This window comes from Micromonospora sp. II, assembly GCF_001709195.1.
GTDB lineage: Bacteria > Actinomycetota > Actinomycetes > Mycobacteriales > Micromonosporaceae > Micromonospora > Micromonospora chalcea.
Genome location: NZ_LYXF01000007.1, coordinates 21717 through 41439, shown reverse-complemented (window position 1 = coordinate 41439; position 19723 = coordinate 21717). Strand labels below are relative to the sequence as shown.

The 19723-nt window shown below is 73.0% G+C and carries 21 protein-coding genes and 3 tRNA genes; 12 read left to right on the top strand and 12 right to left on the bottom strand.

The annotated features are described in order from the left end of the window. Positions 1–67: 67 nt before the first annotated feature. Entirely contained in the window at positions 68–1135 is a 1068-nt protein-coding gene (locus A8711_RS04305; protein WP_069087511.1) for an LCP family protein, read from the bottom strand. A gap of 165 nt (positions 1136–1300) precedes the next feature. Here A8711_RS04305 and A8711_RS04300 point away from each other — a divergent pair, with 165 nt between their 5' ends. Both A8711_RS04300 and A8711_RS33045 read left to right on the top strand, forming a co-directional pair. Beyond that, a complete protein-coding gene (locus A8711_RS04300) occupies positions 1301–1600 on the top strand; it encodes a hypothetical protein (protein WP_043326160.1) in 300 nt (99 codons plus the stop codon). A 71-nt stretch (positions 1601–1671) separates the two neighbouring features. After that, the gene (locus tag A8711_RS33045; protein ID WP_069087510.1) at positions 1672–2670 is read left to right on the top strand and encodes an expansin EXLX1 family cellulose-binding protein; all 999 of its coding nucleotides are present in this window, start codon (positions 1672–1674) and stop codon (positions 2668–2670) included. 142 nt (positions 2671–2812) lie between these two features. Here the strand turns inward: A8711_RS33045 and A8711_RS04290 are convergent, their stop codons facing one another. From A8711_RS04290 to bcp, 3 genes are all read right to left on the bottom strand, one after another. Continuing rightward, positions 2813–3340 (bottom strand): GNAT family N-acetyltransferase, encoded by a 528-nt coding sequence (locus A8711_RS04290; protein WP_064446937.1) that lies wholly within the window; start codon positions 3338–3340, stop codon positions 2813–2815. Positions 3341–3424: 84 nt separating this feature from the next. Further along, positions 3425–3500: transfer RNA gene (locus tag A8711_RS04285), tRNA-Leu, on the bottom strand. A gap of 108 nt (positions 3501–3608) precedes the next feature. After that, positions 3609–4079 (bottom strand): thioredoxin-dependent thiol peroxidase, encoded by a 471-nt coding sequence (gene bcp, locus A8711_RS04280; protein WP_043326156.1) that lies wholly within the window; start codon positions 4077–4079, stop codon positions 3609–3611. Between the two features lie 123 nt (positions 4080–4202). Between bcp and A8711_RS04275 the strand changes: the two genes are divergently transcribed. The 4 genes from A8711_RS04275 to A8711_RS04260 are packed head-to-tail and all read left to right on the top strand — an operon-like array spanning position 4203 to position 6896. Next, complete coding sequence (locus tag A8711_RS04275; protein WP_069087509.1) at positions 4203–4922, top strand: energy-coupling factor ABC transporter permease; 720 nt, start codon at positions 4203–4205, stop codon at positions 4920–4922. Continuing rightward, a complete protein-coding gene (locus A8711_RS04270; RefSeq protein WP_069087508.1) occupies positions 4919–5365 on the top strand; it encodes a PDGLE domain-containing protein in 447 nt (148 codons plus the stop codon). Before A8711_RS04275 ends, A8711_RS04270 begins: the two co-directional genes overlap by 4 nt. Before the next feature lie 2 nt (positions 5366–5367). Continuing rightward, complete coding sequence (gene cbiQ, locus A8711_RS04265) at positions 5368–6138, top strand: cobalt ECF transporter T component CbiQ (protein WP_043326150.1); 771 nt, start codon at positions 5368–5370, stop codon at positions 6136–6138. Next, positions 6135–6896 (top strand): energy-coupling factor ABC transporter ATP-binding protein, encoded by a 762-nt coding sequence (locus tag A8711_RS04260; RefSeq protein ID WP_069087507.1) that lies wholly within the window; start codon positions 6135–6137, stop codon positions 6894–6896. The genes cbiQ and A8711_RS04260 overlap by 4 nt, the downstream gene beginning before the upstream one ends. A gap of 225 nt (positions 6897–7121) precedes the next feature. Here the strand turns inward: A8711_RS04260 and A8711_RS04255 are convergent, their stop codons facing one another. Genes A8711_RS04255 through A8711_RS04240 form a run of 4 tightly spaced genes read right to left on the bottom strand, consistent with a single transcriptional unit; the run spans position 7122 to position 10061 of the window. Then, positions 7122–8213 carry a hypothetical protein gene (locus tag A8711_RS04255; protein ID WP_231915520.1) on the bottom strand — a complete coding sequence of 364 codons (1092 nt, stop codon included), beginning with the start codon at positions 8211–8213 and terminating at the stop codon, positions 7122–7124. Beyond that, complete coding sequence (locus tag A8711_RS04250) at positions 8210–8926, bottom strand: thioredoxin domain-containing protein (RefSeq protein ID WP_043326145.1); 717 nt, start codon at positions 8924–8926, stop codon at positions 8210–8212. Before A8711_RS04250 ends, A8711_RS04255 begins: the two co-directional genes overlap by 4 nt. Beyond that, positions 8919–9443 carry a MauE/DoxX family redox-associated membrane protein gene (locus A8711_RS04245; protein ID WP_043326143.1) on the bottom strand — a complete coding sequence of 175 codons (525 nt, stop codon included), beginning with the start codon at positions 9441–9443 and terminating at the stop codon, positions 8919–8921. The genes A8711_RS04250 and A8711_RS04245 overlap by 8 nt, the downstream gene beginning before the upstream one ends. 30 nt (positions 9444–9473) lie before the next feature. Next, positions 9474–10061 (bottom strand): sigma-70 family RNA polymerase sigma factor, encoded by a 588-nt coding sequence (locus A8711_RS04240; RefSeq protein WP_069087506.1) that lies wholly within the window; start codon positions 10059–10061, stop codon positions 9474–9476. 222 nt (positions 10062–10283) lie between these two features. On the opposite strand from A8711_RS04240, the gene A8711_RS04235 reads away from it, so the two are divergent. From A8711_RS04235 to A8711_RS04225, 3 genes are all read left to right on the top strand, one after another. After that, complete coding sequence (locus tag A8711_RS04235; protein ID WP_064447247.1) at positions 10284–11951, top strand: copper resistance CopC/CopD family protein; 1668 nt, start codon at positions 10284–10286, stop codon at positions 11949–11951. 16 nt (positions 11952–11967) lie between these two features. Then, positions 11968–12702, top strand: a complete 735-nt coding sequence (locus A8711_RS04230) for a YcnI family protein (RefSeq protein ID WP_043326141.1) — start codon at positions 11968–11970, stop codon at positions 12700–12702. A 140-nt stretch (positions 12703–12842) separates the two neighbouring features. Then, on the top strand, positions 12843–13694 hold the full coding sequence (locus A8711_RS04225; RefSeq protein ID WP_043326139.1) for a hypothetical protein: 852 nt from the start codon (positions 12843–12845) through the stop codon (positions 13692–13694). A gap of 100 nt (positions 13695–13794) precedes the next feature. Here the strand turns inward: A8711_RS04225 and A8711_RS04220 are convergent, their stop codons facing one another. Continuing rightward, positions 13795–15090 (bottom strand): glycosyltransferase 87 family protein, encoded by a 1296-nt coding sequence (locus tag A8711_RS04220; protein WP_069087505.1) that lies wholly within the window; start codon positions 15088–15090, stop codon positions 13795–13797. Between the two features lie 74 nt (positions 15091–15164). Between A8711_RS04220 and orn the strand changes: the two genes are divergently transcribed. Both orn and A8711_RS04210 read left to right on the top strand, forming a co-directional pair. Next, positions 15165–15755: an oligoribonuclease gene (orn, locus tag A8711_RS04215; protein ID WP_082931010.1), complete on the top strand. Its 591-nt coding sequence runs from the start codon at positions 15165–15167 to the stop codon at positions 15753–15755. 90 nt (positions 15756–15845) lie between these two features. Next, positions 15846–15918, top strand: a tRNA-His gene (locus tag A8711_RS04210). A 281-nt stretch (positions 15919–16199) separates the two neighbouring features. Here A8711_RS04210 and A8711_RS04205 read toward each other — a convergent pair. From A8711_RS04205 to A8711_RS04195, 3 genes are all read right to left on the bottom strand, one after another. Next, positions 16200–16481, bottom strand: a complete 282-nt coding sequence (locus A8711_RS04205; RefSeq protein ID WP_069087504.1) for a hypothetical protein — start codon at positions 16479–16481, stop codon at positions 16200–16202. Positions 16482–16627: 146 nt separating this feature from the next. Continuing rightward, complete coding sequence (locus tag A8711_RS04200; protein ID WP_064446945.1) at positions 16628–17941, bottom strand: Ig-like domain-containing protein; 1314 nt, start codon at positions 17939–17941, stop codon at positions 16628–16630. Between the two features lie 161 nt (positions 17942–18102). After that, on the bottom strand, positions 18103–19380 hold the full coding sequence (locus A8711_RS04195) for an Ig-like domain-containing protein (RefSeq protein WP_069087503.1): 1278 nt from the start codon (positions 19378–19380) through the stop codon (positions 18103–18105). Between the two features lie 187 nt (positions 19381–19567). On the opposite strand from A8711_RS04195, the gene A8711_RS04190 reads away from it, so the two are divergent. Further along, positions 19568–19643: transfer RNA gene (locus A8711_RS04190), tRNA-Lys, on the top strand. Positions 19644–19723: the final 80 nt, after the last annotated feature.

Genomic DNA, 19723 nt, shown 5'->3' with positions numbered 1-19723 from the left:
CCGACGACGATCGCAGGATACGAGCGGCCCCGCCGCGCCGCCACCACCGGCATGGCAGATCGACGTCCTACTTTCCGCTGACGGCGAGAATCTCCGGGACCGAGTCGCGGCGGACCGCGTCGAACAGCGTCTTCGCGCGCGCCGGATCCGGGAACACGACGCTCTCGCTGCCGACCCGGCCGGTCCCCTTCACCGGGCAGGTGAAGAACGTCAGATTGCCGCTGCGCAGGCCACGCATCTCCATCGCGAGGTCCACCAGAGACAGTGATTTGTCGACGGCCACCGAGTTCGACGTGGCGCGGACGAACGAGTTGAGCTTCGCCGGGTTGGTCATCACCCCGCCCGAGGCGGCCTTGTCCAGAATGGCCTTGATGACCTGCTGCTGGTGCCGGATGCGGGCGAAGTCGCCGTCGGGGAAGGCGTGCCGTTCCCGCGCGTAGTCGAGCGCGGCGGCGCCGTCCATGGTCTGGCGGCCCTTCTTGAACGTCCGCGTGCCGATCAGCGAGTAGTTCGTGGTGAACCCCTTCTCCACGTCGATCTCGACACCGCCCAGCGCGTCGATGATCTCCTTGAAGCCGGCGAAGTCCACCATCGCCACGTTGTCCACCCGTACGCCGCTGAACTTCTCCACCGTCTGCACCATCAGCGGCACACCGCCCCAGGCGTACGCGGCATTGATCTTCGCGTCGCGACCGCCGCGACCCTCCTTCGACTTCGGGACGRCCGTCCAGGTGTCCCGCGGGATCGAGATGAGCTGGSCGCTCGACCGGTCCTTCGGCAGGTGGGCCAGGATGATCGTGTCGCTGCGCGAACCGCCGGTGCTCTCCGGGTCGCGGGAGTCGCTGCCCAGGATCATGATGTTCATGGCGCCCTTGACCTCGACCTGCGGGCGCGACTCCTCCGGTACGCCCTCGAAGGCGTCGACCCGTTCGATCGACTTGTCGACGGAGCGGTAGTACAGGCCGCCGGCCAGCGCGCCCCCGCCGGCGAGCAGCACCATCACGAGCAGCACGATCAGGGCGATCCGGCGGCCCCGGCGACGGCGCGGCGCCTTCTCCCGCACCGGCTCGCCCGCCTCCACATCGGAGACCCCGGAGCGGGCGTCGGAATCGGCGAGCTGATGGCGATCTGACATGCTGCGATGCTACTGATTCGCGCTGCGCCGCGGGGGGACCCTCGGACGGCAGGCGGTGGGCCTCGGCACCGGTCGGCGAGCCGCACGACCGGCGTGCCGGGCCTTGCCGTGAGGAGCGTCACGGRTCGATGATGGTGGGGCAGCCAGGTCGACCGAGGAGTCGAGATGCAGGTTATCCACCAGCCCCGGGTGGCGTGGGACGCGGCCCGCGTCATCGGCGCGTCGATCCACGACGAGGAACTGTTCCGCTGGCTCTACCGTGTACTCGGCGATCTGCTCGGCCCCGCCACATGGGCGGCCCTCGACGAGACCCGCGACCGGGTCCGTTGGTCGGGCGACGAACGGATCCCGGTCGAGACCGGAGTGTGGCGCGTCCGCCTGGAGGACTCGCTGCGCGGACGCCCCGACCTCGCCGACGAGCTGGCCGGCATCGTCGCCACCGCCCGCGCGGTCCGGCCGTACTAGCCGCCGCGCCGGTTTAGCTTTCGCTTAGCTCGCTTGTCCGGCGGCACGCCGGTCCGGCAGCATCGACCGGCGTGACCGACGGCACCGTACCCCACCCGCCGACCGACGACCGCGCGCCCGCCAGCCGTGCGGCCACGCGCCGTCGCCGGCTCGCCGCCGCCGGTCTGGTCACCGTCGCGGCGGCGGTCGCTGTCGCCCTCGCGGTACGCGGCGGCGCCGCCCCCGCCTGCGCGGCCCCGCCTCCACCCGCCGGCGTCCCGGTCCTGGCGGCGGGTCCACTCGGCGCCGCTCCGCCCGTCGGTGGGACGACCCGCAGCGGCAAGGCCACCTTCTACGACTCCGCGGGCGCCGGCGGCAACTGCTCCCGCCCCGCCGCCCCGGCCAACCGGATGTACGTCGCGCTCGGCCCGGGCGAGTACGCGGCCGGCGCCTCCTGCGGCGGGTTCCTCGACGTCACCGGTCCGCGCGGCACGGTCCGGGTGCTCGTCATGGACCAGTGCCCGGAGTGCGCCCCCGGCCACCTCGACCTGTCCGCGGAAGCGTTCGCCCGGATCGCCGACCCGGTGCAGGGCGTGGTGAAGGTCAGCTACCGGGCCGTGGTGAACCCGCCGCTGTCCGGGCCGCTCACCTTCCGCATGAAGGAGGGCTCGTCGCAGTGGTGGTTCGCCGTCCTGGTCGGTGACCACGGCAACCCGCTGCGCTCGGTCGAGGTCCGGCAGAACGGATCGTGGCGGGCGGCCCAGCGGCAGGACTACAACTACTGGCTGATCGATTCCGGCGCCGGCCCCGGCCCGTACACGATCCGGGTCACCGACGTGTACGGCAACCGCGCGACCGCCACCGGCGTCCGGATGCTCCCGGGCCAGGTGCAGCGCAGCGCGGTCCGGATGTACGGCGCGAAGCCCGCCGCCACCACGCCCACCCCGAAGAAGCCCCGCCCCACCTCCCCGCCCCCGTCCACCCCGACCCCGACCGCATCCACCCCCACCCCCGCGGCCCCCACGTCAGCCCTCGCCGACCCCGTCGTGCAGGCAGCCGCCACCCCACCCACCCCCACAAGCTGCGCCTAGCCCTCGCCCCCGCCCCCGCCCTCGCTGATCTTGCACTTGGGGACCCGTGCGTGTCGTGAATGCCCGATCTGCCGGGGCCATGAGTGCAAGATCAGCGAGGCGGGGGCGGGGGGAGGCGGGGCGGGGCGAGGTGGGGAGGGGGTCAGGTTGGGGTGGGGAGGTCCAGCCACATGAGGATCTCGTCGCGGGCGTCGGTGGCGGACAGGCGCAGCGCGGCGGGGAGGCGGCCGATCTCGCGGTAGCCGAGGCGCTTGTAGAAGCGGTCCAGCCCCAGCCCGTCGCGGACCGTCACGTGCAGCGCCGCCAGGCCCAGCCCTCGGGCGATCCGCTCGGCCTCGCGCATCAGCGCCGCGCCGTGGCCGCGCCCCTGCGTGTCGGGGTGCACCATGACGCGCTTGAGCACCCGCCAGTGCGTCTTGAGGTGGAACCGGTTGTCGGCGATGACCAGCACCGCGACCAGCTTTTCGCCCTCGTGGCCGACGAGTAGCCGGTCCGGCCCGTCCGCGACCTCGTCGAGCGTGGAGGTGGCGAGCGGGCGTACCTCGTCGGCGGTCACGGGGGCGACGAAGCCGACGGCGCCGCCGGCGTTCGTCACGTCCACCCAGAGCGCGATGATCTGTTCGCGCAGCTCGGGGGTCAGGTCGGGGTCGAGGGAGAAACGCAGGTCCACGCCGTAATCCTGCTCGTGGCGACGCGGTGCGGACCCGCGTTCGTGACCTTCCCGACAGTCGCCGGTGCGCGTGGCACCGGCGACTGGTAGGGCCGGCGGGATTCGAACCCGCACTGGTGCGGACCTAAACCGCATGCCTCTGCCGTTGGGCTACGGCCCCTTCATCGTGACCACCGCCCGCGGACCGGTGTCACAGCCTCCGGATCGTAGACCACATTCGGGGTCACCACTGCGGCGCGGCCGTCACGAGCCGGACCGCGCGCCGACCTCAGTCGAGCCCGAGATCCCGGCGCAGCTTGGCGACGTGGCCGGTGGCCCGCACGTTGTAGAACGCCTGCTCGATCTTGCCGTCCTCGTCCACGACGAACGTCGAGCGGATCACGCCGGTGACCGTGCGGCCGTACATCTGCTTCTCGCCGAACGCGCCGTACGCGGTCAGCACCGCCTTGTCCGCGTCGGAGACCAGCGGGAACGTGATCGCGTCGCGCTCGCGGAACTTTGCCAGCTTGGCCGGCTTGTCCGGCGAGATGCCCACCACCTCGTAGCCGGCGGCCTGCAGGGAGGCGAGGGAGTCCCGGAAGTCACATGCCTGCTTGGTGCAGCCGGGCGTCATGGCGGCCGGGTACGCGTACAGGATGACCTTGCGGCCGCGCAGGTCGGCCAGGGAGAGTGTCCCGCCGTCGTCGGTGGGGAGGGTGAATTCGGGGGCGGGGTCGCCGGGCTTGAGGCGGTCGGTCATGGCGGTGACGATACCGCCGGGCCGGTGCGGTCGGCGGACGGCGACGCGCGGACGCGGTGACGGCCATCATGAGGTTGTTGCCAGATATTGGCAACAGTGCCTTCCTGGAAATACGCTGAGCGCGTGGACACCCTGGCGATGCACATCTCCAACGGGATCATCAACGGTCCGGTCGCCGCGATCTTCGCGGCTCTCGCCCTCGCCGCGCTCGCGTTCTGCGTGATGCGGGGCCGAGCCGACCTCGACGACCGGCTGGCCCCGATGGCCGGGCTGGTGGCGGCGTTCATCTTCGCCGTGCAGATGCTCAACTTCCCGATCTTCACCGCCGGGGTCAGCGGCCACCTGCTCGGGGGCGCGCTCGCGGCGATGCTCGTCGGCCCCTGGGTCGGCGCGCTCTGCGTGGCCGTGGTGCTCATCGTGCAGGCGCTGGTCTTCGGCGACGGCGGCGTGGCGATGCTCGGCCTCAACATCACCAACATGGCGCTGCTCGGCACCGCCGCCGCGTACCTGCTGATCGCGCTCCTGCTGCGTGTGCTGCCGCGTACCCCGGCCGGCCTGGCGGTCACCGCGTTCGTGTCCGCGCTGGTCAGCGTGGTGGTCGCGTCCCAGGGCTTCGTCCTGCAGTACTGGCTGGGCGGCACCACCGACCTCGGCGGCAACCTCACCGGCCTGGCCGGCACCATGGCCTTCGCCCACCTGCTGATCGGCATCGGCGAGGGCCTGATCACCGCGACCACCGTGGTCACCGTGGCGAAGGTCCGGCCCGACCTGGTGTACGCGCTGCGCGCCCTCAAGCCGGCCACGCCGGCTCCCGCCGTCCCGGTCGCCGGAGGTGCCCGATGAGCAAGCGTCAGTGGCCGTTCCTTCTCGGCGGCCTGCTGGTGGCGCTGCTGCTGGCGGGCGTGGTCAGCAACTACGCCTCCTCGCACCCGGACGGGCTCGACTCTTCGCTGCTCAAGGGCTGCACGGTGAACGCCGACGACGAGATCACCGGCGGCAGCTGCCCGGCCCAGGAGGCGAAGGACCACGAGCTGGCGGACAGCCCGCTGGCCGACTACGGCGTACGCGGAATCGGAAACGACTTCGTCTCCACCGGCCTGTCCGGCGTGCTCGGCGTGCTGCTCACCTTCGCGTTCGGCGCCGGCCTGTTCTGGCTGGCCCGCCGCCGCGGCCCCGCCACGCCCGCCACGTCCGCCGGCCCCGCCGCGCCCGCCACGCCCGCCCCGACCACCGCGAGCGCCGACCCGGCGGACGACGCAGCGACCCCGTCCACCGGCAGCCGCTGACCATGGGCGCCGGGCACGCGCACGTCCTCTACCGCGAGTCCGGCTCGCCGGTGCACCGCCTCCCGCCGGAGGTGAAGATCGCCGCGATGGTGCTGTTCACCGTCGCGGTGGTGGCCACGCCCCGGGAGGCGTACTGGGCCTTCGGCGGGTACGCGCTCCTGGTCGCCGTGGTGGCCGCGCTGGCCCGGGTCGGCCCGCGCTGGCTGCTCAGCCGGGCGCTGATCGAGCTGCCGTTCGTGCTGTTCGCGTTCGCGCTGCCGTTCCTCGGGGCGGGGGAGCGGGTCGAGGTGGCGGGGCTCGCCCTGTCCGTGGACGGGCTGCACGGCGCGTTCAACATCCTCGCCAAGGGCACGCTCGGCGTACTCGCATCGCTTCTGCTGGCGGCGACCACGACGACGCGGGACCTGCTGCTCGGCCTGGACCGGCTGCGGTGCCCGCAGATCCTCACCCAGATCGCCACGTTCATGCTGCGCTACCTGGAGGTGCTGGTCGGCGAGGCCCGCCGGATGCGCGTGGCGCGGGTGTCGCGCGGCGACGACCCGCGGTTCCTGTGGCAGTTGCGCGGCTTCGCGGCCGGGGTCGGCGCGCTGTTCCTGCGCGCGTTCGAGCGCGGCGAGCGGGTCTACCTGGCGATGCTCTCCCGCGGCTACACCGGCCGGATGCCGGCGGTGTGGCAGGGGGCCGGCGCGGCCACCGCCGGCCAGTGGGCGGTCGCCGCGACGGTGCCGGCGATCGCGGCCACCATCGCCGCCGTCGCGCTCGTCCTGCAATGATCGGGTACGTGCAGCAGCCGCCCTCCCTCGACGTCGACGGCGTCCGGTACGCGTACCCGGACGGTCACGTCGCCCTGCACGGCGTGGACCTGACCGTGCCGCGCGGCGATCGGGTGGCGCTGCTCGGGCCCAACGGCGCCGGCAAGACCACGCTCGTGCTGCACCTCAACGGCATCCTCACCCCGACCGAGGGCACGGTGAGCGTCGGCGGCCTCACCGTCACCGGGGACCGGGACACGCTGGCCGAGGTACGCCGCCGCGTCGGCATCGTCTTCCAGGACCCGGACGACCAGCTGTTCCTGCCCACGGTCGCCGAGGACGTGGCGTTCGGCCCGGCCAACCTGGGCCTGCGCGGCGCCGAGCTGGCCGCCCGGGTCGACGAGGCGCTCGCGGCGGTCGGGATGAGCGAGCACCGGGACCGGGCCCCGCACCACCTGTCGTTCGGGCAGCGGCGCCGGGTGGCGGTGGCCACTGTGCTGGCCATGCGCCCGGAGATCCTGGTGCTGGACGAGCCGTCGTCGAACCTCGACCCGGCCGCCCGCCGGGAGCTGGCGGAGATCCTGCGCGCCCTGCCGGTGACGCTGCTCATGGTCACGCACGACCTGCCGTACGCGGCCGAGCTGTGTCCCCGCTCGGTGATCCTGGACGGCGGCCGGATCGTCGCCGACGCCCCGACCGCGGACCTCCTGTCCGACGAGGCGCTGCTGACGGCCCACCGCCTGGAACTCCCCTACGGCTTCGCCCCCCGCCCGTCCTGACCCCGCCCTGGCCCCTCCCTCCCTCCCTCCCTCCCACTCCCCCTCCGCCGCGATCTTGCACTTTCCGCCCGGGCATTCCGGGCAAAAGCCGCACGCCCGGGGCGGCAACTGCAAGATCGCGCCGCCCGGGGGGGTGAGTGCGGCGGGAGTGGAGCGTGATGGGTGTGTCGAGGGGGGTTTGACACCCGTGGTGTTCCACTCGGGCTGCCCGGCGCTCGCAGATGGTCAGGGCGTGGGGGTTGGGTGGGGGGTGGGGCGGGCTGCTCTTGCTGCGGTGCGCAGGCGCAACAGGCCCGCCGCGACCGCGCCGGCTCCCGTCGCCAGGCCGACCACCACCAGCACCCGCACCAGGACCGGCGGGCCGGCGGCCGGGGGGATCGCGCGGGACAGCGCGGCGAGGTTCGTCACCCCGGCGAACACCGTCAGGCACGCGCCGGCCAGCGCCAGCACGAAGTCGGCGGCCGGGCGGCGGGCCAGCGCGTACCCGCCCGCGGCGAGCGCGCCGAGGCCGGTGAGCAGCGTCCACACCTGCCCGGTGAACAGTTCGGCGAGCATTCCGCCGAGGCCCGGGGTGCCGGTGTCGAACGCCCGGGCGACGGTGAGCGCCACTGTCGCCGCGCCGCCCAGGGCGAGCAGTGCGCCCACGCCGCGCAGCGCGCGTACCCCGGCGGTCGTGCCGCCCGGCGCGAGCCCGGCCGCGCCGATCACCAGGAAGCCGAGCGTGGCGGCCACCCACCAGGGGTACGGGTCGGGCGGCGGCACCCAGTCCAGTGTGCCGCGTACGGCTCCGGTGGTGTCACCGGCGCGCAGCGGCACCGCCCAGTCGCGTACCCGGTGTTCCCGGTCCGGGTCGGCGGCGACGGCGGCCGGCGGCGCGTCCTCCCGCCACAGCGTGCGCTGGTCGTGCCAGCGGGCGGTGGGCCCGTCGTCGATCCGCCGCCAGTCCGGCGCGGCGGCCGGGTTCGCCTCGGCCGGCAGCCGGGTCTCGCCGGCCAGCGTCCGGTTCAGGTACGTGGCGGGGGAGTGGACGTTCTCGTACACGCCGCCCGGGCCGACGCGCAGGTACGGCTCGCCGGAGTAGCCCATCACCGTGACGTCGGCGCCGGTGTCGTTCGTCAGCTCCAGCCGTGCGCCGGCCTCCACCATGCGGGCGCTGAGCCCGGGGCGGTCGGGCTCGACGCCGGTGATCGTGGCGCGGTAGTCGGTGCCGTCGGGCGCGTCCGCGCCGTGCGCGGCGGCCGGCGCGGCGAACGTGAGCAGGGCGACGGCCGCGCCGGTGAACACCAGCGCGGCCCGGCGCAGGGGTGCGGGGATCACTTCCCGGCCGCCTCCACCGCTGCCCTGATCCCCTCGGGGCTGCGGTCCCGCAGCTCACTTCCGTTGATCTTGATGGTCGGGGTCCCGGTCACGCCGGCCTTGCTCGCCTCGTCGGTGACGTGCTCGGTCCACGACCGGTACGTGCCGTCGGAGACGCAGGACGCGAACTCGTCCCGGTTCAGCCCGACGCCCGCGCCGATGTCGACCAGCTCGTCGTTGCTGAGCCCGGCGCCGCCCTCCGGCGGCTGCTTGGCGAAGAGCTGGTCGGTGAACTCGCGGAACTTGCCGCCCTGCGCCGCGCAGCCGGAGGCGGCCGAGGAGCGGGTGGAGTACTCGGTGGTGGAGAAGCGGTTGAGGAAGGCGACCGGGTGGAACACCAGCTTGGCCTTGCCCTCGGTGACGAGCTGGTTGAGCGTCTCGCCGTTGATCTGCTGGAACTGCTTGCAGGCCGGGCAGAGGTAGTCCTCGTACAGGTCGATGGTGACCGGCCCGGTGCCCTGGACGATGCCGGTGCCGGCGTCGTTCGCGCCGGGCGGCGCGGTGAAGTCGTCCGACTTCTGGCTGGAGTAGACGGCCCAGCCGATGCCACCGGCGATGACCAGCACCAGCACGGCGGCGATCGTGGTCCAGAGCGTGCGCTTGCGGCGCTTCTCCCGGGCGATCTGCTCGCGTACCACCCGCGCCGCGTCCCTGCGGCCCTTGCGGCTACTCATCGGTGTCCTCCACGGTGTCGTCGCCGGCCAGCCAGCCGTCCACCGAGAACGGCGTGCGGGGCCAGATCAGCAGGAACCCGGCGAGCGCCAGGAACCCCAGGTCCCGGAGGATCTCCGGGAGGTAACTGGGTGTCTCGCCGGCGGCGAGCTGGCCGCCGCTGCCGAAGCACCCGCAGTCGATGGCCAGGCCGCGCGCCCAGGCCGAGGCGATGCCGGCGATGAAGACCACGAGCAGCACCGCCGAGATCCCGGCGCTGACCCGGGTGGCCAGCCCGGCGAGAAGCAGCAGACCCAGGGCCAGCTCGACGAAGGGCAGCGCCGCGCCGATCACGGTGGCCAGCTCGTACGGCATCACCTGGTAGGCGTTGACGGCCCGGCCGGAGGCGGCGAGATCGCCGACCTTGGTGCCGCCGGCGATCAGCCAGACGGCGGCCAGTCCGAGGCGGGCGGCGACGCCGAGCCAGGGGCGCAGGGTCTGCCAGCGGCCGGCCGGGGAGGGGGAGGGGGTCACAGTCATTCGTCGTCCGAGCGTCACGAAAGGTTCCCGCTATCCGGTCATCGTGTCGCCGACGGCGCCGACCAGTTCGTCCCGGGCGCGGGCCACCCGGGAGCGGATGGTGCCCACCGGCACCCTCTCCACGTCGGCGGCCTCGGCGTAGGACAGGCCGAGCAACTGGGTGAGCACGAACGCGGAGCGCCGCTCGGCCGGTAGCCGGCGGACCAGGTCGGTGGCGCCGAGCTGACCGGCCGGGTCCGGGTAGGGGCGGTCGGTGGCGGCCTGGGCGGCGAGTCGCGCGTCGAGCCGCCGGCGGCGTACCACCGTGCGCAGGTGGTCGGCGCAGGCCCGGCGGGCGATGCCGAGCAACCAGGTACGCACGCTGGAGCGCCCCTCGAAGCCGGGCAGCGCCCGGAACGCCCGCAGGTACGTCTCCTGGGTCAGGTCGTCCGCGCTGTCCGGGTCGACGAGCGCGGCGGCGAAGCGCCACACCTCGGCCTGGGTGGCCCGGACGAGGGCGGCCTGCGCGTCGCGGTCCCCGTCGCGGGCGGCGAGCGCCCAGCCGGTGGCCGTGTCCCGGACAGCCTCGGCGGCCGCCTCGGGGCGGTCGTCGGCGGTGTCACGCGAGCCGGGGATCACGTCACCCGAGGTTACGCGGCGTACCTGGAGGGGACAGGGTCCTTCGGCCCATTCCGTGGTCCCGCACACGCCGGGAACTTTTTCCCGCCGCCGTCCGACTACCCTCCCATGACCTCCGAGCAGGCCCGGCGTGGCGCGCGCCGCCGCGCCGGGTGGGCGCTCGGTCACGCCCGCCCGGGACCGGCTCGCCGGATCGGCTCCGGTTCGGGAACCATGGCGGTCATGACTGCTGCCGTACGCCGCCCGTCCCGGGCCGTCGCCGCCCGATCCGGGGCCGTCGCCGGGCTGCTGCTCCTGCTGGTCGCCCTGCTGCTCGTCCCGGCCACCCCGGCCAGCGCCCACGCGGTGCTGGTGAGCAGCAGCCCGGCCGCCTCCGCCGTGGTGCCCGACGCGCCCGCGCAGGTGGTGATCACCTTCAGCGAGAGCGTCCGCAAGGTGCCCGGGAAGGTCCGCGTGATCGCCCCCGACGGCTCGCGGGCCGACCGGGGCGAGCCGACGTTCCAGGGCGCCGAGGTCACCATCCCGGTGGACCCCGGCGCGGGGCGCGGCACCTATCTGGTGAGTTACCGGGTCATCTCGGCGGACAGTCACCCGGTCTCCGGCGCCTTCACCTACTCCGTCGGCGCGCCGTCCGAGCCGCCGACGGACAGCGGCACCGACAACCGGGCGAACCCGGTGACCGAGACCGCGGTGAAGGTGGCGAAGTACGCCGGCTACGCCGGGTTGCTGCTGCTCGTCGGCCCGGCGCTGGTGCTGGCCGCGCTCTGGCCGCGCCGGCTGTCCCGCCGCGGCCCGGCCCGGCTGGCCTGGACCGGGCTGGGCGTGCTGGCGGTGGCGACGCTGGCCGAGATCTGGCTCCAGGTGCCCTACGTCAACGGCGGCGGCCTGTTCGACGTGACCGGCTCCGGGCTCGGCGACGTGCTCGGCAGCGCGTACGGCACGACCCACCTGGTCCGGCTGGGCCTGATCGCCGCGGCGGCGTTCCTGCTCCGGCCGCTGTTCGCCGGCCCGGTCGGCCGCACCGACGGGATCATCCTCGCCGTTCTCGGCGGCGCCGCGCTGTTCACCTGGCCGCTCGCCGGGCACGCGGCGGCCTCGCCGGCCCCGGCCGTGTCGGTGGTGGTGGACGCGGTGCACCTGGGCGCCATGGCGGTCTGGCTCGGCGGCCTGGTGATGCTCGCGGTGTTCCTGCTGCGCCGGGCCGACGAGCGCGAGCTGGACGCGATCCTGCCGATCTGGTCCCGCTGGGCGGCGCTCGCGGTGGCCGCGCTGCTGCTGGCCGGCACCGTGCAGGGGCTGATCGAGGTGGCCAGCCTCCAGGCCCTGATCGACACCACGTACGGGCAGCTGCTGCTCGCCAAGATCGCGCTGTTCGCGCTGGTGATCGGCGTGGCCGCGTACTCCCGGGCGCTGGTGCGGCGGCGCGTCGCCGCCGGACGGCCGGGCTCGATGCGGCGGGCGGTGGTGGCCGAGCTGGTGATCACGGCGGTGGTGCTGGGCGTGTCGGCGACGCTCGTGCAGACCACACCGGCGCGGACCGCCGTCGCGGACGCGCCGGGCGCCTCGCCCGGCTACTTCTCCACCACGCTGAGCAGCCCGATCTACTCGCTGCAGGTCGAGCTGGACCCGGCCGAGACCGGCAACAACTCGATGCACCTGTACGCCTACACCCCGGACAACCGGCCGCAGCCGGTGCAGGAGTGGAAGGTCACCGCCGCCCTGCCGTCGGCCGGGATCGAGCCGATCACGGTCCCGCTGCTGCCGTTGAGCGACAACCACGCCACCGGGGAGGTCAACCTGCCGGCCCGTGGTGACTGGCAGTTGCGCATCACCGTCCGCACGTCCGACATCGACCAGGCCACGGTGACCGCCACCGTGCCGATCAAGTAACGGGAAGGTCCCACTGATGATCCGTCTCCGGCGCTCCGCGACCGTCGCCGCGCTGACCCTGACCGCCGTCGCCACGACCGTGCTCGGCCTGGCCGGGCCGGCCTCGGCGCACGTCACGATCAACCCGGCCGAGGGCAAGCAGGGCGGCTACGGCCGGTTCGCCTTCCGGGTGCCGAACGAGAGCGACACGGCGTCGACGGTCAAGGTCGAGGTGAACCTGCCGGAGAACGCACCCGTCGGTTCGGTGTCCACGATGCCGGTGCCGGGCTGGACGGTGGCGGTGGAGAAGCGCAAGGTCGACCCGCCGATCGAGGTGCACGGCAGCCAGCTCACCGAGGCGGTGTCGAAGCTCACCTTCACCGCGGCGCCGAACGGCGGCGTGAAGCCGGGCGAGTTCCAGGAGTTCCCGGTGTCGATGGGCCCGCTGCCGCAGGTCGACACGATGGTGTTCAAGGTTCTCCAGACGTACTCCGACGGCAACGTCTCCCGGTGGATCGAGGAGCCGACGCCGGGCGCGGAGGAGCCGGAGAACCCGGCGCCGGTGCTCAAGCTGGCCGCCGCCGAGAACGCGCCCGCCTCGCCGGGCGCGAGCGCGCCGGCCGCCGCGGCGGCCGACGACGATGACGACGACGCCGGCTCCGGCGCGGCGACCGCCCTCGGGGTGGCCGGTCTGGTCGCCGGCCTGGCCGGCCTGGTCCTCGGCGGTCTGGCGTTCGCGCGTACCCGGCGGGAGCCCGCGGCGAAGTCCTGAACGCGAGCGACGCACCGGCCCGGCGGAACGATCCGCCGGGCCGGTCGCCGTCCCGGCCGGGTGCCGCCGATATCCGGCGATCGGCCGACCCGCGTCGGTAAGGTCTGGCGGGTAGTTGGCTACCGAGAGGGACGACGCGAATGCGTTTCGCACGCACGATCGCCGGCATGGTGCTGCTGGCGCTGGGGGTTCCGGCCCTGCTGGCCGGCGCCGGCCTCTGGCTCGCGGCCGGGCATGCCGACCCGGACGGCGGTTTCGGCGCCCGGTTCGAGCCGGTCCGCACGCCCGCCCGCGCGGTGCTGGTGACCGACGTGGACGCGCTGCTGCGCACCGACCTGCCGGTGGCGCGCACCGGGCAGGCCCGGCTGCACCTCACCGCGCGGGACGACCACGGCCCGGTCTTCCTCGGCCTCGCCCCGGCCGACGAGGTGCGGCGGTGGCTGGCCGACGTCCCGCACAGCACCGTGCGCCGCGTCGCCGTCACCCGGGGCCCGCTTCCGGTCGATCTCGACCCGGCCACCGCCGGCGACGGCGTCGCCGTGCCGCTGGCCCAGCCCTTCTGGGTACGCGAGGGCATCGGCTCGCTGGAGTGGAGCCCGCCCGAGCTGGGTGGCCGGTCGTTGAGCCTGGTCGTGATGCGCGTGGACGGCGCCGACGGGCTCGACCTGCGGATGCGGGGCGAGCTGCGGGCCGGCTGGTTCCCCGGGCTGGCGTGGGCGCTGCTGACCGGCGGAACGCTGCTGGTGGTCCTTGCCGTGGTGGTGCTGCTGCGGCCGCTGCGGCCGCGTGAGGTGGTCTTCGTGGTCGAGCCGGACCAGGTGCCGGTGCTGGCCGGGCGCCTCGGCGTCACCTCGCTGAGCGGGCTGGGCCGGCAGCCGGGTCCGGCGTCGCGGCCCGAACGGCATCTGGTGGCGGTGGGCTCGGGCGCCCACGGGCGGACCCGCGCGGCGATCGCCCCGCCGCCCGGCCGGTGCCCGGACGACCAGGACTGACCAGCAGAACCGAACGGCCCTCCGCGCTGCCGACGCGGAGGGCCGTCCTCACCGGGGGATCGGTGCTACCTGGGAGAAATCTGAGGTAGTTGAGACCAGATTAGCGCTTATCGCCATTTGTTGCGAGGTGTGTCCGTTCAGTCCGTGTTATCCGAGGTTCGTCCCGGTGGTGGCGGATCGGGAGCACCACCAGCAACAGCAGGCTGAGCAGCACGTACACGTTGCGCACGACGAAGTCGACCGGATCGTCCGTGTGCACGATGGCGGTGCCCCAGTCCTGGAACGTCACCAGGCCGTACACGATCGGCAGGCCTACCACGGCGGCCAGCGCGAACAGCCCGCCGCGGCGGCGCGCCCCGGCGGGCGTCGCCGGATCGGCGTCCAGCGCCGCGTCGACGAGCACCACCACGGCGGGGATGAACCAGTAGAGGTGGTGGATCCAGGTGATCGGGCTGACCAGGCCGCCCACCAGGCCGGTCACTGTGAGCCCCACCAGCGCGTCCCCGGCGCGCGCCGCCCGCGCCGCGCGCCACAGGCCGAACGCGGCCACCGCCAGCGCGAGCAGCAGCCACAGCAGCCGGTCCGCCTCGGCCGACGTGGACAGGCGGCTGAGCAGCCCGAACAGCGACTGGTTGCCGGTGTAGTCGGTGCGGCCCACCCGGTCGGTGGCCCACAGCTCGTGGGTCCAGAACCGCCACGAGTCGCCGGGCGCGACCGCCGCCGCCAGCAACGTGGCCGCCGCCGCGGTCGCCGCCGCCACCGCCGCCGCCCGCCACTTGCGGGCGACGAGCAGGTAGAGGACGAAGATGCCGGGGAAGAGCTTGAGCGCCGCGGCCAGTCCCACGCCCACGCCGGCCCAGCGTCGCCCCTGGGGTACGGCGAACAGCAGGTCGGCCAGGATCAGCACCACCAGCAGCATGTTGATCTGCCCGAGCGTGAGCGTCTCCCGGGTGCTCTCCACCGCCAGCACCAGCAGCACGGCGACCGTCAGCCCGAACCCGCGCGGCAGGTCGTGCCGCCGCAGCACCGGCAGCACCAGCCAGCGGGTCGTCACCACCACGGCGGCCACGGTCAGCACCACGAACGTGGCGACCGCGACGCCGAGCCGCAGATAGCCGAACGGCAGCAGCAGCAGCGCCGCGAACGGCGGATAGGTGAAGTAGAGCGCGCCCTGCACCCGGTCCGGCTGGACGTAGTCGTAGAGCGGATGCCCGGCCGCCCACCAGTCCATCGCCGACATGTAGATCTTCTGGTCGTAGTAGTCGTGGCGCAGGTTGGGCAGGTAGAGCGCCGGCAGGATCGCGACCAGCGCCAGCACCGCTACGACCCGCCGGACCGTACGCGCGCCCACGTCGCCGCGGGCGACGGCGGGTGGGGCGGCGGGTTCGGCTGGCACGCAGGAAACCCTAGCGGTCCACGTCGGCCACCGTGCCGAGGCGCGGGCGGGTCGGCGGCGCGTAGTCTGTTCCGGTGGCTGATCTTCTCGTCTGGATCGACTGTGAGATGACCGGGCTGGACCTGCGGCGGGACGCGCTGATCGAGGTCGCGGCGCTGGTCACCGATCCCGATCTCAACGTGCTCGGTGACGGCGTCGACGTGGTGATCCACGCCGACGACGAGGTGCTCGACGGCATGCCGGAGATCGTGCGCAGCATGCACGCCAAGTCCGGGCTCACCGAGGAGGTACGCCGCTCCACGGTCACCCTGGCCGAGGCCGAGGACATGGTGCTCGACTACGTGACCAGCTACGTGAAGGACCCGCGTACCGCGCCGCTGTGCGGCAACTCGATCGCCACCGACCGGGGCTTCCTGGCCCGCGACATGACCCGGCTCGACGCCCACCTGCACTACCGGATGATCGACGTTTCGTCGATCAAGGAGCTGTGCCGGCGCTGGTACCCGCGGGTGTACTTCGGGCAGCCGCAGAAGGGTCTGGCCCACCGGGCGCTCGCCGACATCCGGGAGAGCATCCGCGAGCTGGAGTACTACCGGCGGACCGTGTTCGTGCCGCTGCCGGGCCCGGACGTCGAGGCCGCGAAGGCGATCGCCGCCCAGCTCTGACGCCCGCGCCGAACCCGGTGGACGGGGTCGGCCGGAGTGTGGCTATTATTAGTCCGCGCACCGCCCGGGCAACCGCAAGCGGCGAGCATGGTGGCTGTAGCTCAGTTGGCAGAGCACCGGGTTGTGGTCCCGGTTGTCGTGGGTTCAATTCCCATCAGTCACCCCGATAGTGGATCTGCTCCACTGCCTGATCACGCCCCCTCCTCCGAGGGGGCGTGAGTCGTTTCAGGGGCACCGCAGGGGAGTCGTGGCCCCGCCAGTGCGCGTCTCCCCTGCGGAAGGCGTTCGAACTCCGGCTGGAAATCGACGCGATGTGCTTCCTGCCCGGAGAAGCACGCCTACACTGGGGTGGTACATAGAGCCGATCAGTCCGCGGATGTGGTCGGAAGTCGGGCCGAGGACTCCCGGGGCAGACCGGGACCTCGGCCCCGCGCATGTTCACAGTCAGTGCAGCTCGATCTCGGACATCCTCAGTGTGGGCGTCAGCGGAGCGAGCAGCTGGACCGCTGCAGTCATGGACGCCACGGCCTGGACCATCTTGCGCCGTTCGCCGTCGGTCGCGTCCCGGTAGTGAACGCGGGCCCGGGGCGTCGGAGCCAGCCTGGCAGCGTCGAACCTGACCATCTCGACCTCGCCGGTCTGTATCACCGCCGCTGCGAGCACGTAGATGCCGCTGCGGTCGGGCCGCTGACGCATCGACTCGTCGAGCCAGGCCGCGCTGCTCATCTGACCACCTCAACGACCGGCTGACGGAAGGTCCATGGCGCGCCCGGCCATGAGGGGAACGAGCGCGGTCCCGACAAGACATGGCCTGTGTGTCTCCTCACGACGAAGCCCCCTCCTTCCGGAGGGGGCTTCGTCGTGAGCGGGGTTCAGGGGGTCGGCTCGACGCTCGGCGTACCGGCGTCCGGCGTGGTGTCGGGGTCCGGGGTGTCGGCGGCCGGCGGCTCGTACGGCAGGGCGCTGCCCTTGACGTACTCCTCCCAGCTCATGTTCCAGTCGGTCCAGCCGTTGCCGTTCTGGAGCTTGCGCTCGGTGCCCTTCACCGTGATCGGGTCACCGATGCGGGTGTTGGCGAACAGCCAGTTGCCTTCCTTCATCGAGACGTTGACGCAGCCGTGCGACACGTTCGACCGGCCCTGCACGCCCTCGGACCAGGGCGCGGCGTGGATGAACTCGCCGCCCCAGGTGAGCCGCTGGGCGTAGTCGATCTCGGTGCGGTAGCCCTCCTCCGGGCCCAGCTCCTCCATGGTGTCGAAGACCGTGTGCCGGAGCTTCTCCATCACCACCATCGTGCCGCTGGACGAGGGGGTGCTCTTCTTGCCGAGGCTCACCGGGATGGTCTTGACCACCTTGCCGTCGCGGGTGACTGTCATCCGCTTGGTGCGGTTGTCGACCGTCATCACGAACGACGGACCGATCTTGACGTCGACGGTGAGGTCGGACCGGCCGTACCAGCCGCCGCCGAGCGGCAGCCCGCCCGCCTGCACCTTGTAGCTGACGGTGCTGTTCGGCTTCCAGAACGTCTTGGGCCGGTAGCGCACCTCGGTCGGGCTCACCCAGTGCCAGATGCCCTCCTGGGCCGGCTTGGCGGTGACGATCATCCGGCGCTGCACGTCGTCGCGGTAGTCCTCCGGGATGGCCCGGCCGAACTTCACGATCAGCGGCATGGCCACGCCGACGACCTGGTTGTCGCCGAGGAAGCTGGTGACCCGGACCTGCTTGGCCGGCTTCGCCATGGTGGTGAACGTGCTGGTGGCGGTCGCGGGCTTGCCGTCGTCGCCGGTCGCCGTCACGGTCGCGGTGTACGTCTGCCCGTACTCCAGGGCGCCGGCCGGCAGCCAGCTCTTGCCGTCCGCGGCGACCGCGCCGTCGACGGCCTTGCCGGTGGAGTCCTTCACCTCGACCGTTGTCTCCTGCGCCTCGGTCGTGGTGAAGACGATGGCGGTGGAGGCGGGCACGTCCTTGGCGTCGGCGGCGGGCTCGCTGATCGTGGCGGCGGCCTTCGGGGCCTTCTCGCCACCGTCGCCGCCGCCCTGCCAGCTCGACGGCTTGCCGCCACCGCCGCCGGTGCAGGCGGAGGTCAGGGCCAACGCGGCGGCGAGCACCCCGGCCGCCAGCGCGCGGCGGCGGCCGACGCGCGGGGCGCTCCCGCCCCTGATCGGTTCGTCCTGGCCAGCTCGCATGATTCCCTCACAAGTGATGCCGTTCGGCGTCGTCTCAGGTCAGACGCGCCGGAGCGCTTACGCGTTGCCGGGCGTGAACCGGAACACCCCGCCGGGATGTAACGATTCCACGGCCGCCCGGCGCTTCGTCGGAGGTGGCGTGTCCGACCACGGTACGCCGGTCAGAACGGGGCGGGCTGCCCGCCCTCCGGCACCGGCAGCGCGCTGCCGGCGACGAACTCCGACCAGCTCAAGCTCCAGGCAGTCCAGCCGTTGCCCGGGGCGAGGCGCCGCTCGGTGCCCTTCACCGTGATCGGATCACCGACGAGCGTCTTGCCGAACAGCCACCGCCCGTCGGCCATCGACACGTTGACGCAGCCGTGCGAGACGTTCCGGCGCCCCTGCACGCCCTCGGACCAGGGCGCGGCGTGGATGTATTCGCCGCCCCAGGTGATCCGCTGGGCGAAGTCGATCTCGGTGACGTACCGGTTGGCCGGGTCCGGCTCGCTGCGGGTGTCGAAGACGGTGGACTCCTTCTTCTCCATCACCACCATCGTGCCGCTGGAGGAGGGGGTGCTCTTCTTGCCCAGGCTCACCGGCAGCGTACGGATCACCGTGCCGTTCTCGGAGACCGTCATCCGCTTCGTCGCGTTGTCGACGGTCATCTCGAACGCGCGGCCGATCTTCGCGGTGGCGCTCCGGTCGATGTTGCCGTAGCGGCCGTTGCTCAGCGGGATCCCGGCCAGCGCCAGCCGTACGGTGATCGTGGTGCCGGTCTTCCAGTACTCCGGGGCGCGGTAGTACGCCTGGGTGCCGTTGTCGACCCAGTGCCAGGCGCCGGGCTGCGGCGGGTCCGTCTGCACGAACATCCGCTTCTGCACCGCGGCCCGGTCCTTCTTCGGGATGCCCGGGGAGAACTCGGCGACCACCGGCATGGCCACGCCGTACGTCTTGTCGCTGAACAGGTAGAGCCCGGAGCCGATCATCGACTTCGGCTTGGCCATCGTGGTGAACGTGCTGGTGCCCTCGTACGTCTGGCCGTCCTTGCCGGCGCCGGTGACGGTGACGGTGTACTTCGTGCCGTACTTCAGCGCGGCCGACGGCACCCAGCTGGACCCGTCCCGTCGCATCCGTCCGGCGACGGCGGTGCCGTCGGCGGTGGCGAGCACCACCTTCGACACGGTGCCGCCGCCCGGGATGCGGGCGCTGATCTCGGTGCTGACCGGCCGGCTCGCCGCGCCGTCGGCCGGGCTGACAGTCAGCGCCGCCGCGGGGGCGCCGCCGGTCGGGGCGGCGCTCGGGTCGGCGGGCGCCGAGGCCGAGACGCCGCCGACCTGCTGCTGGCCGGGCTCGAAGGCCGGCTTCTTCCCCTCGTCGCCGCCGCCGCACCCGGTCAGTGCCAGCGACGCCGTGAGGACCAGGGCGCCCACCGTCGCCCCGGCCCGCGAGAACCTGCCCATGCCCACCCCTGTCCTCACATGCCTGGCGGACATCGTGCCGTATCGACGCCATCTGACCCGCCCCCGCGCCCAAGTCTTTGACCGTTTTGGTCGCTTTCGCCGGTTAAGCTCGTCCGAAGGGGGGACCCCGGTATCGGATTGGAACCCGGCTCCGCGGGCGTGCTAATCTTCTTCCCGTTGTCAGCGAGCGCCGCTAGCTCAACTGGCAGAGCAGCGGACTCTTAATCCGCGGGTTCGGGGTTCGAGTCCCTGGCGGCGCACCAACGAGCAAGGCCCTGAGCAGGCGTTCCACGCCGGTCGGGGCCTTTTTCGCGTACGCCGCCCGCCGGGGCCGCGGGGCGAT

Coding starts and splice junctions, on each gene's coding strand:
- A8711_RS04300 (WP_043326160.1), top strand. CDS start 1,301: ATGCAGGTTATCCACCAGCCCCGGGTGGCGTGGGACGCGGCCCGCGTC.
- bcp (WP_043326156.1), bottom strand. CDS start 4,079: ATGACCGACCGCCTCAAGCCCGGCGACCCCGCCCCCGAATTCACCCTC.
- A8711_RS04270 (WP_069087508.1), top strand. CDS start 4,919: ATGAGCAAGCGTCAGTGGCCGTTCCTTCTCGGCGGCCTGCTGGTGGCG.
- cbiQ (WP_043326150.1), top strand. CDS start 5,368: ATGGGCGCCGGGCACGCGCACGTCCTCTACCGCGAGTCCGGCTCGCCG.
- A8711_RS04260 (WP_069087507.1), top strand. CDS start 6,135: ATGATCGGGTACGTGCAGCAGCCGCCCTCCCTCGACGTCGACGGCGTC.
- A8711_RS04250 (WP_043326145.1), bottom strand. CDS start 8,926: ATGAGTAGCCGCAAGGGCCGCAGGGACGCGGCGCGGGTGGTACGCGAG.
- A8711_RS04245 (WP_043326143.1), bottom strand. CDS start 9,443: ATGACTGTGACCCCCTCCCCCTCCCCGGCCGGCCGCTGGCAGACCCTG.
- A8711_RS04235 (WP_064447247.1), top strand. CDS start 10,284: ATGACTGCTGCCGTACGCCGCCCGTCCCGGGCCGTCGCCGCCCGATCC.
- A8711_RS04230 (WP_043326141.1), top strand. CDS start 11,968: ATGATCCGTCTCCGGCGCTCCGCGACCGTCGCCGCGCTGACCCTGACC.
- A8711_RS04225 (WP_043326139.1), top strand. CDS start 12,843: ATGCGTTTCGCACGCACGATCGCCGGCATGGTGCTGCTGGCGCTGGGG.
- A8711_RS04205 (WP_069087504.1), bottom strand. CDS start 16,481: ATGAGCAGCGCGGCCTGGCTCGACGAGTCGATGCGTCAGCGGCCCGAC.
- A8711_RS04200 (WP_064446945.1), bottom strand. CDS start 17,941: ATGCGAGCTGGCCAGGACGAACCGATCAGGGGCGGGAGCGCCCCGCGC.
- A8711_RS04195 (WP_069087503.1), bottom strand. CDS start 19,380: ATGGGCAGGTTCTCGCGGGCCGGGGCGACGGTGGGCGCCCTGGTCCTC.